The organism is Pedobacter sp. R-06, assembly GCF_049913135.1.
Lineage (GTDB): Bacteria > Bacteroidota > Bacteroidia > Sphingobacteriales > Sphingobacteriaceae > Pedobacter.
In genome coordinates this window covers 5,135,805-5,146,964 of sequence record NZ_CP183977.1, presented here as the reverse complement: position 1 = coordinate 5,146,964, position 11,160 = coordinate 5,135,805, and the positions used below count along the sequence as shown (strand labels likewise).

Genomic DNA, 11,160 nt, shown 5'->3' with positions numbered 1-11,160 from the left:
TGTATTCCGAAAATGATTGAAAAATATGACTTATTTCATTTAAAAGTGCCATTGCATGCGATAGGAGCGCGTTTTGGATTGCGCAAGAGCGGCGTTAAAGAATTAAATGTTAAATAATGTTAAATTTTTAAGTTAAAATATGGTTTCATTTAGCTAAAAAGCTGTTGAATGGCAGTTAAAAAAGTTGATACTTTTAATTAAAATCAAACCTAACTAACTAATCATCAATGGAGAAAAATTCTACAAGACATTCCTATGTGAAATTTTTAACGGCAACATTCTTTTATTTATTAATTCCCTGGCTGGCTTTTGCACAGAAAACAATTAAAGGAACCGTTTTAGATCAAAATGACAAACCCATTCCCGGGGTGTCTATTCTGGAAAAAGGGACAAAAAATGGTACTTCCACCAACAGCGAAGGTAAGTTCGTAATCGCTGTACAGGGCGATAAAGCTGTGCTGGTTGCCAGGATAGTTGGTTTCGTTACCGTTGAAAAAACAATTACGGCAAGCGGCACCATAAACTTTTCTCTGCAGGATGACAATAAGACGCTGGATGAGGTGGTACTTATTGGTTACCAGAAAATAACCAGGAAAAAATCTACGGCTTCTATTTCCAGTATTTCTGGTAAAGAGCTGGCAAATTTACCAGCTGCGAGTTTCGATCAATTGTTACAAGGTAGGCTTTCAGGTGTAAACGTTCAAAACTTTACCGGTCAGCCAGGGGTAGCACCTACTGTTTCGGTACGTGGTAACTCTACAGCAAGTAGCAGTTACGATCAGTTTAATGTGATCAGATCGCCATTATATGTGGTTGATGGTGTTCCTCAAACATCAGACGATTTTGTACCACCTGGTACAGGTACAGGTACAAACTATTTAGCCGGTATCAACCCTAATGACATTGAATCTATTGATGTGTTAAAAGATGCGTCTGCTGCAGCCATTTATGGTTCTCGTGCAGCAAACGGGGTTATCTTAATTACCACCAAAAAAGGCGTTAGTGGTGATACCAAGATCAACCTAAGCACCTATTTTGGGTTCGTACAGCGTCCAAATTTACGCGAAGCAACCATTGGTAGTACAGAACGCAGGCAAAAAATGGAAGTATTGCAGCGTCAGCTCAATTACGACCAGAGAAGACAGCTGCCCTATATACTTACCGATAGTTTAAATCCAGCTTTTAACGGAAATACCGATTGGCAGGATCTGTTTTATCAGGTAGGTAGAATTAACGATAACAACATCAGTTTAAGCGGTGGTTCAGACAATGGCATGACTTACCGTTTTAGTGGCGGCTATTATAATGAAGAAGGCGTTGTAAAAGGAACTGGTTTTAAACGCTATAGCAGTAGACTGAACTTAACCTCGAGAGCATTAAATAAAAAGTTGATGATCAATCCACAATTTTTTTATTCGAGAGCTGATCGTGCAAGGGGCAACGAGGATCCTAACGATCCTTCCAAGCCTACAAAAATAGGGTCTGGCAATTTACCTTCTTCGCTGATCAACTTATCGCCAGAAAAGCTCGACTTTTTTGTGAACCCTAGTAGTGAGAACCTGGACAAGAATATCAGTAATCAGTTTAGTATAAACCTGAATTTATCTTATGAGTTTAATAAAAACTTTACATTGAATTCTCAATCATCTTATAAGGCTGATAATGCACGTCGGGATGCCAGTCTGAGTAGCCTGCTAAACAACGGTTCTGGAAATAGTGCGACTAGTTTTTCTTCCACTAATGTGAACCTGAGAACTTCTAACTACTTAAATTATAATGGTAAGCTTGGTAAACACAATTTCAGTGCAGTAGTGGGTCAGGATATTGAATATAACCAGTATCAAAATACACAAGCGGGAGGCTATGGTGGTGCATCTGATAACATCCAAGTGGTAACAGGATTTCAGCAAGCCAACGTCTTTGCGTTCTCTCAGTACAAAGCACATGGATTAATTGCTTATTATGGAAGGTTTAACTATGATTATGCAGAAAAATATCTGTTATCTGGAACGATCAGAACCGATGGTTCATCAGGTTTTGGTGAAAATAATAAGTATGGGGTTTTTCCATCCGTATCACTGGGCTGGATATTATCTGAAGAAAATTTCATGAAAAACATCACCAATAACCCTTTTACATTAGTTAAAATTAGGGGAAGTTATGGTGCTACCGGTAATGAAGATTTAAATAATTCTTACGTACAATACAACAATTACCTGGTTAATAATGGTGGTTTTTCTGGCAATGATGGTTCTACTTCCTATAACGGTGTTACGGTTATTACACCAAATTTTAGAAATGGAGTAGCGCAAAAAGACCTGAGCTGGGAAAAATCTACCCAATGGAATATTGGTACGGATATCGAAATCCAAAATGGAAAATATGCCTTAACATTTGATGTATATAACAAAGAAGTGAAGGATAAATTATTCAACGTAGATCTACCTGCTACTTCTGGTTACGATGTTGCCTATACCAATGCCTTTTCTGTACGTAATTCGGGTATGGAATTGACTTTTAATGCAACTCCGATCAGTAAAGTGGTTAGATGGAATACTTCATTCAATATTTCTTACAACAAAAATCAGATCATGAGTTTGCCAAATGGTGGCAGGGATATTATTTTAAGTGGCGATCGGTTTGATAAAACACATATTTTATCGGTTGGTAGCCCTATTAATGCTTTTTATCTGTATCAAACAAAAGGTGTATTCTCACGAACTGGAAATATTCCACAAAACCCATTTACCGGCGAGCGTTATAGAAATAGTAATGGAACATTTAACGAAGGAGATTTCTATCTGGCCGATTTAGATGGTGATTACTTTGTTGATATTTTTAATGATGGAATTAACCCAGATAAAATGCCAATCGGAGATCCAAACCCTCGCTTTACAGGAGGCTGGACCAACACCTTTAACTATAAGAATTTCTCACTTAGTATTTTTACAAACTTCACCTTCAAAAGAGATGTATTGAATCTATTTGATTCAGATCGTTTTGCCAATTCGCAGGATGGTAACGCTGTAGCTAATTTTGCAAGCTTCTCTACTCCTGATCTAGACAGATTGAATATCTGGAGAAACCCAGGCGATAATGCGGAATATGCTAAATACGATTTAGGTACTTATCGTTATTATTATACTGGGGCACAAACATTTTTCTTAGAAAAAGGTGGTTATTTAAGGATAAAAAATATTACCCTTGGATACGATTTGGGCGCAAAAACTTTAAGCAAATGGGGCTTAAGCCAGTTTAAAGTGTTTGCTATGATGGATAATGTACACATGTTCCAACAATCAAAAAAACTGCCAGATGCAGAAGCTGTAAATGGTTATGGAGAGTATAATGGAAATGGGTATCCGATTCCAAAAAAATACACCTTAGGTCTTCAAGTTCAATTTTAATAGCATTAACATGAAAAATATAATTAAAAAACTCAGCATATTAATTACTATCCTCATTATAGTAACCACAAGTGCCTGTAAAAAATTACTTTACGAAGAACCGAAGGATGCACCGTACGAACAAACATTTTGGAAAAATTCTAAAGACGTGAGAAGTGCCATGGCAGGTAATTATGCCTTACTCCGCAATGCCATTACCGATAAAAGCAACCGGTATTACATGTATGGTGATGCCATTGCCAAAAATTATTTTACCATACAGTATACAGGTGATGGGCTTGAAGGAATACAAAATGGTGATTTTACCTTTCAGTATAACTTAAACTCTTTGGCAAATTATACGCTTTATTACAAAAGCATAGCGATGTCTAATCTAATATTGTCTAAGGTAGGCGCGATGACCAATTCTCAGTTATCTACGGAGGATGACCCAACCGAATTTAAAAACAATACTTTAGGGCAGGCTTATTTTTTAAGGGCTTTGAGTTATTTTATGATGGTAAGGGTTTGGGGTGATGTACCAGTAGTTACCCAGGCATACGAAGATCCGCTTAATGCACCCCAGCTTCCAAGAACACCAAAAGCAGAAGTGATGAAGCTTATTGAGGATGATTGTCACAAAGCTATTAATTTGTTGGGCTGGACTTATGCCAATAGTGGTGATGCTAAAGTAACCGCAAACAAGGGCTCAACCTATGCGCTCTTAGCACATTTATATTTGTGGAGAGCAACAATGTCCAATGTGGCTACAGATGCACCTAATCTGGTTGATGTAAATAGTGCGGATACAACGATTAATACTTTAATTAGTCGTGGAGGTTATGCATTAACTGATACTGCAAATTATAAAAATACCTTTATAGGCCGTTCTACAGAAGGTATTTTTGAGATAAACGTGAGTGAAAATACCTTGGAGGGTTCAAATAGTTCTGTTGGCGGTAATTTTCTTAATGAAACTTATGTTAAAGGCTACGGTAATAACCCGAGATACTACGTAGTACCGAGTTATTTCAATAATTTTTACACAGATACCGATATCAGGTATAAAAAAGGATTTGACGTAACCTTGCCTGATAAGCCGATGTGTATAAAATATAGCAACGTAATTTACAGGAATCCCGGTCAAAAGTTAAATCCCTATTTAAGCAATAACATTATCATATTCAGGTTAGCTGATATGATGTTACTAAAAGCTGAAATTGCGCTATATAAAGGAGATGCCGCTACTGCTACTAACATTATCAATACCTTCAGGAAAAGGAATGACCCTGATCCGGTACTGGTAGATGCTGGTTTATCTAAAGATGAAGTGATGGACGAATACATTACAGAACGTTCGAAAGAAATGTTTTTAGAAGGGCACCTGTTTTACGATCTGTTAAGAACCAGGAAGTATGGTAATGTGGTAGAGTGGCTCCCGGAAGAGCGATTTAGAAAAGAGGGCTATTATTGGCCGGTAGACCCTGCTTTATTCAGGAATAATCCATTGTTAAAGCAAACCACATATTGGTTGGGTAAAGTGTAAAATAAGTTGATTCTTAGATTTAAAAATATGAAAAATAATATTCTAATATACATAGCTATTTTTTTATTAGCCTTATCGGCATGTAAAAAAGACGACTATAAGCGAGATGGGGGGCCGAGCAATGCCTATGTGGATATGACCACTTATGACTATTTAAAATCTAACCGGAATTTTGATTCCTTGGTTAAAGTGATTGATAAGGCTGGTTTAAAAGATGCCGTAAACGGAGATATCACTTTGTTTGCGACTACGAACTATGGCATTGCCGATTATGTAAAAGCCAAAAAATACCAGAAGAGTCTTCAGACCGGGAATGAAAATTTTGATTTCGGAATTAAGGATCTTCCATCTCAGGAGCTTAGCGATTCATTAAAAACCTATCTGTTTACAGGCAAGATAAACAGGGATCAGATTACCTTGGGAGGTAAACTTTACAATAGTTTATTAGGTGCAATTCCAAATGTTCAGTATTTAATAAAATTTCGGCGTTCTTTCGACTATAACCAATATCTAAATTACGTAGATTATGTTACCTATACCAAAGTGATTGGTACGCGCGATGATAAAGAGCCTGATTTGAATGCCATACCAGATGATCAGAAAGACAAAGGAGTAGACGTTCAAACTTCCGGTATTATTACCAGAACCGGAATTGTTCATGTTTTAAACGGAAATCACCGCTTGTTTTTTAACGGACAATCGCTAGGTAATTAAACCATAAATATTTCAATTATGAAGATAAAATATATTTTGGGCATACTATTTTTATTAAGTATGTATGCCTGCACAAAAATCGAAAAGGGTTTTCTAAGTAACGGCATTCGATATAAAGACAACGATATCTATGCCAAAAGAGGATTAATACTCTTCCAGTCTGACAGAATCAATGCCGATGGCTCTACGCCGCCATATACCTATAAATTGATAAACTTAAGAAAGGAAGATGGCTCTCCGGCACCGGCAGAGTTTTCTAAAGAATATGAAATTCTGGTATTTAAGGAAGGAACAAGTTTTGATCCTGAAACTGATGTAACCGTTGAATTGCTGAATAAGAAAAGAGAACTGGTAAAAAGGTTGCCCATGTACTTTAATGAAAACAGCGGGCAGTTAACGTTTAACAGGGCATCAGCTAATTTGCCCCTGGGTAGGTATGTTTTTGATGTAGAAATGACGAATGTTACAGGTACAAAACTTTTTCCAAAATTGGCTACCATAAATGTGGTAGATCCGGAAAAAGATGATTTGTTTGTGATTACAGATAACGTTTCGAATGCTTTTCATGATGTTACCGGTGTAGCAACCCCAATGAAAAATCCGATCATTACCTGTACAAAAATTTCTAACCAAGGCGCAAGGGCTATTTTAAAAATGGTGGATAAAAACGGAAAGGTTTTTAACCCTAAAGCTGGTGAAATCATACAAAGAGGTGATCGACCAGTTTTTGAAAACTACGCAAAGTTTAACCCCGTGATCAAAACTGATACCGCCATGATCTGCGATTTTGAAGTAGCGCCTTTCCCACTTACCAAATATGTTACACCAACTACCGATTGGGGATTTTTGATGTACTATAGAATTCCAAGTCAGTTTGTAACGGTAGATGGTTTTCCTGCATCACTTGGTACCTTCTCTGTAAATCCAAGATGGTCGTGGCAATTAAAGCTCGAAGGAACCTATGTGATACAGGTAAAATTTCCTGATGTAACCAAAAAATAGAAAAGAATACCATCTCCCTAACAGGAGGATACCTTCGATTTTCATACAAACCAAAAACGGCAATTTTCACATTGAAAATTGCCGTTTTTTATGAGGGGCAAACACAAAAGCGTTTTTTATTTGATCAATATAACCTGTAAACTTAAAGGGCGTTCGGTTTCATTTGCAGGCGTTACCAAACCACCACAAATAATGTCATAATGATAACCCGCTGTAAAACTGTTGCTTGCGGAAGTAGCTTTAACTGTTCCCGATGAGGTTTCTTTTGCATCAAATGTATAAGTTCCTGCATCTACAGCAATAAAACCACTCGCACTTTTATAGGCTTTATTGGTAACCAATGTTGTTGAGGCGCTGGTCTTCGCTAGATCCAATGCAGGTGCATCAGGCGATAAATTGATAAAACGGATGTAAGCTTTATCAGTTGATGGAATAGAAAGATCATCACCAATGGTATACACATCTAGCGCAGCCGGTTTATTAATTAAATAAGAAGAGTAATAGGTGCTTGCATTTAAAGTAATGGTTTTGGTTAACAAACTCTCTGCGCTGCTGGCTGTTGTGAATTTTAAACTGTAAGTGCCTGCAGCATAAGAAAGATAAGCGGCAGAGCCTCCAAATGGCAAAGCTGCCGAATTAACCATATTGCCATTAAAGTAGGCATTATAGGTAGCCAAAGAAGGTGATGCATTAACTACCCTTAAATAAGATATTGTAGGATCGGCAGTTTCGGTTTTTTTACATGAAGTGAATGCCGTAAAAGCAATTAGAACAAATAAAGGGATCGATTTGAAATGAAATGGTGTAAAATTCTTCATACGGTTAAAATTTGATTTAATATTTAAGGAGTATCCATAAAACGATAGTCAGATCGCATTCGCTACAGACATACAAATATTGAGTTTAAACAGTATTACAGAATGTTAAATGATGTTAAGCAGATGTTAAAGTTTGTCGCATTCTTTTAACAATGTTAAAACTGGCAATAGAACCTATAACTGAAATGTAAGATCCTCAAAACTTTTTAAATTGATAAGTAGCCTTAATACATGTTTAAGTCAGATTAGTTCAATAAAATTGAAAGCTTAACATAAAAAAATGATGATATTATTGTGTAACTCGATTTTTATTTAAACCTTTGCACCTCAATAGAGTTAAAGCCGTTTTAATACGCAAGAAATGATTAAACAAATTTTACATAAACTTTCTGTTTCCACAGCACAAAATGTGTCTGGAAAAGGTGTGTTTATTAATCATTTTCAGCCCGTGTTTTATTATCCCACAAGCCGGCAAAATTTCACTCCACGTATTTAGTACCTACACTAAACGTAATGAGGAATTGATCCTCTCTAAAAACCCAATTAACAAGAATACTTATAATTTTTCGTTAGAAAACGAATGGATATTAACGAATTTATAGTGCAGGTTGCACTTCCTGAACATCGTGTATTTGCAGAAGAAATAGTAACCGAAATGGCAGAATCGGCAAAAGCTCGTGGAACAGGGATTGCTAAGCGTTCGCCGGAATATATTTCTAATAAAATGCAAGAAGGCAAATCGGTTATTGCTTTCCACAAAGATGGCTCTTGGGCAGGATTTTGCTATATAGAAACCTGGAGCCACGGACAGTTTGTGGCCAATAGTGGTTTAGTGGTAAGTCCTAAATACCGCAAAGCGGGATTAGCGAAAGCCATTAAAAATGAAATTTTCGGTTTATCGAGAAAGTTGTACCCAAAGGCAAAAATATTTGGTTTGACAACAGGCTTGGCCGTAATGAAAATCAATTCAGATTTAGGTTACGAGCCTGTAACCTACAGCGAACTTACCCAGGATGAAGAGTTTTGGAAAGGCTGCCAAAGCTGCGTAAACTTCGAAATTTTAAAAATGAAGGAACGCAAAAACTGTATGTGTACGGCGATGCTTTACGATCCGGCCGAGAAGAAACATGAGGTGGCCAAGCAATTTGCCGAAGAACTGCAAAAGAAACCCAAATTATACGAGCGCTTTATGCGCATTAAGCAGCGTTTAGTTGTTAAACCTAAGCCAAAAAATGGCTTAAAAGCCCTTTTATTTTTATTTACCTTTTTATTTAAATAGCATGAAAAAAGTTGTTTTAGCATTTAGCGGAGGCTTAGATACCTCATTTTGTTGTATTTACCTGGCACAAGACCGTGGATTAGAAGTTCACTCGGTAATTGTAAATACCGGTGGTTTTTCTGATGAAGAGTTACAGGAAATTGAGAAAAGAGCATATGCTTTAGGCGTAAAATCGCATGCTGTTGTAGATGAAACTGAAAGTTACTATGAAGGGTGTATTAAGTACCTGATTTTTGGTAACGTATTAAAAAATGCTACTTATCCATTATCAGTAAGTGCAGAGCGCGTTAGTCAGGCAACAGCTATTGCCAACTACGTGAAAAAAATTGGTGCAGATTATGTAGCTCATGGAAGTACCGGTGCAGGTAACGATCAGGTACGTTTCGATATGATCTTCAATATCCTTATTCCGGAGGTTGAAATCATTACTCCAATTAGAGATTTAAAATTATCCCGCGAGGCGGAAATAGAATATTTAGCACAACATGGTGTAGAATATAGTGCAGAAAAAGCAAGATATTCGATCAACAAAGGTTTATGGGGAACTTCGGTAGGAGGAAAGGAAACTTTAACTTCTCACGAAACCTTACCTGAAAGCGCCTGGCCAACCCAGGTTTCGGAAACAGAATCGCGCAAGGTAGAATTAACCTTCGAAAAAGGCGAACTGGTTGCTATTGATGGTGAAAAATTAGCACCTGTTAGGGCAATCCAGAAATTACAGGCAATCGCTCAGCCTTTTGGTATTGGTAGAGATATCCACGTTGGTGATACCATTATTGGGATTAAAGGTCGCGTAGGTTTTGAGGCTGCTGGTCCCATTATCATTATCAAAGCACACCATACTTTAGAAAAACACACCTTAACCAAATGGCAGTTAAGCTGGAAAGAACAACTATCCTCTTTCTATGGTAACTGGTTGCACGAAGGTCAGTTCCACGATCCGATTATGCGGAATATTGAGGCTTTTTTAACAGATACACAAAAATTTGTGAGCGGTAAAGTATTTGTAGAGTTGTTGCCGTACCGTTTCCAGATTATCGGAATTGAATCTAACCATGATTTAATGAGCAATAAATTTGGTAGCTATGGCGAAATGAATAACGCCTGGAGCGGAGATGACGTTAAAGGTTTCTCTAAAATATTCGGTAACCAGGTAATGATCTGGCATAAAGTAAATAACGAAGCATAGCTTCAAAGGCTGAAGGTAAAGGGTTAAGGGTTTATGGCTGCATAGCATAAACTTTACGCCTTAAGCCTCAAATCCTAAACCTTTTTAAATATGAAAATTAAAGCAGGAATAATTGGTGGTGCGGGTTACACCGGAGGCGAAATGTTGCGTATTTTGGTTAACCACCCGAATGTTGAAATTGCTTTTGTAAACAGTACAAGTAATGCCGGAAACTTAATTTCTGATGTGCATACTGACTTAATTGGCGATACGGACTTAAGATTCGTAAGCGATATTCCACAAGATATCGATGTGCTTTTCCTTTGTGTTGGCCACGGCGATGCGAAAAAGTTTTTGGCTGCTAATCCAATTAACGATAACATTAAAATTATCGATTTGTCTCAGGATTTCAGGTTGAATGCAAATGCTAGCTTTTCGACCAAAGACTTTGTTTACGGATTACCCGAACTAAACCGCGATAAAATTAAAACGGCTAAAAATATTGCTAACCCTGGCTGTTTTGCAACTTGTATCCAATTGGGCTTGTTGCCTTTAGCTTCAAAAGGGCTGATTAAAAGTGAGGTTCACATCAATGCTACTACCGGGTCTACCGGTGCAGGACAGAGTTTATCTACCACTTCGCACTTTAGCTGGAGAAACAACAATCTTTCTATATATAAGGCATTTGAACACCAGCATTTGAATGAGATTAGCGAGAGTTTGTTGCAGTTGCAACCTTCACTTTCCGAAGCTTTAAGTTTTATCCCGCAGCGTGGTGCATTTACCAGAGGTATTTTAGCTGCCATGTATTTAGAAAGTGATTTAAGTTTAGAAGAAGCGCAAAACATTTACGAAGCATATTACAGTGCCCATCCTTTTACGCATGTGAGCCGGAAAAACATAGATTTAAAACAGGTTGTGAATACTAACAAGGCATTGGTACATGTAGAAAAACATGGTGGTAAATTATTTATCATCAGTATCATTGATAACCTGTTAAAAGGTGCCAGCGGACAAGCGGTTCAGAATATGAATTTAATGTTTGGCTTGGATGAATCAGCGGGACTTAAGTTAAAAGCCGCTAATTTTTAATTAAGACCAAAGCTGAAAGACCAAAGACTAAAGTAAGGACGGTACTAGCAAAAAGTAAGTGATAATTTAAATTTGCAATTAGCTTTAGTCTTTTTGCTTTTACCTTTAAGCTTAGAAAATGAGAGACTATCAAAAATTAGACGTTTGAAAAAAAT

The 11,160-nt window shown here is 37.2% G+C and carries 8 protein-coding genes; 7 read left to right on the top strand and 1 reads right to left on the bottom strand.

Annotated features, from left to right (window positions below; all coding sequences use genetic code 11):
* Positions 1-227 precede the first annotated feature (227 nt).
* Genes ACN9MR_RS20720 through ACN9MR_RS20705 form a run of 4 tightly spaced genes read left to right on the top strand, consistent with a single transcriptional unit; the run spans position 228 to position 6,648 of the window.
* The gene (locus ACN9MR_RS20720; protein ID WP_426326427.1) at positions 228-3,407 is read left to right on the top strand and encodes a SusC/RagA family TonB-linked outer membrane protein; all 3,180 of its coding nucleotides are present in this window, start codon (positions 228-230) and stop codon (positions 3,405-3,407) included.
* A 10-nt stretch (positions 3,408-3,417) separates the two neighbouring features.
* Positions 3,418-4,932, top strand: a complete 1,515-nt coding sequence (locus tag ACN9MR_RS20715) for a RagB/SusD family nutrient uptake outer membrane protein (RefSeq protein ID WP_426326426.1) — start codon at positions 3,418-3,420, stop codon at positions 4,930-4,932.
* Between the two features lie 27 nt (positions 4,933-4,959).
* A complete protein-coding gene (locus ACN9MR_RS20710; RefSeq protein WP_426326425.1) occupies positions 4,960-5,646 on the top strand; it encodes a hypothetical protein in 687 nt (228 codons plus the stop codon).
* Between the two features lie 18 nt (positions 5,647-5,664).
* On the top strand, positions 5,665-6,648 hold the full coding sequence (locus tag ACN9MR_RS20705; RefSeq protein ID WP_426326424.1) for a DUF5007 domain-containing protein: 984 nt from the start codon (positions 5,665-5,667) through the stop codon (positions 6,646-6,648).
* Between the two features lie 116 nt (positions 6,649-6,764).
* Here the strand turns inward: ACN9MR_RS20705 and ACN9MR_RS20700 are convergent, their stop codons facing one another.
* Positions 6,765-7,466 (bottom strand): DUF4397 domain-containing protein, encoded by a 702-nt coding sequence (locus tag ACN9MR_RS20700; RefSeq protein WP_426326423.1) that lies wholly within the window; start codon positions 7,464-7,466, stop codon positions 6,765-6,767.
* Between the two features lie 580 nt (positions 7,467-8,046).
* Between ACN9MR_RS20700 and ACN9MR_RS20695 the strand changes: the two genes are divergently transcribed.
* The 3 genes from ACN9MR_RS20695 to argC all read left to right on the top strand — a co-directional run bounded on the left by ACN9MR_RS20695 (position 8,047) and on the right by argC (position 11,005).
* On the top strand, positions 8,047-8,745 hold the full coding sequence (locus ACN9MR_RS20695; RefSeq protein ID WP_057931816.1) for an N-acetyltransferase: 699 nt from the start codon (positions 8,047-8,049) through the stop codon (positions 8,743-8,745).
* Between the two features lies 1 nt (position 8,746).
* Positions 8,747-9,934 (top strand): argininosuccinate synthase, encoded by a 1,188-nt coding sequence (argG, locus tag ACN9MR_RS20690; RefSeq protein WP_426326422.1) that lies wholly within the window; start codon positions 8,747-8,749, stop codon positions 9,932-9,934.
* A gap of 90 nt (positions 9,935-10,024) precedes the next feature.
* Positions 10,025-11,005, top strand: a complete 981-nt coding sequence (argC, locus tag ACN9MR_RS20685) for an N-acetyl-gamma-glutamyl-phosphate reductase (RefSeq protein WP_426326421.1) — start codon at positions 10,025-10,027, stop codon at positions 11,003-11,005.
* Positions 11,006-11,160 lie beyond the last annotated feature (155 nt).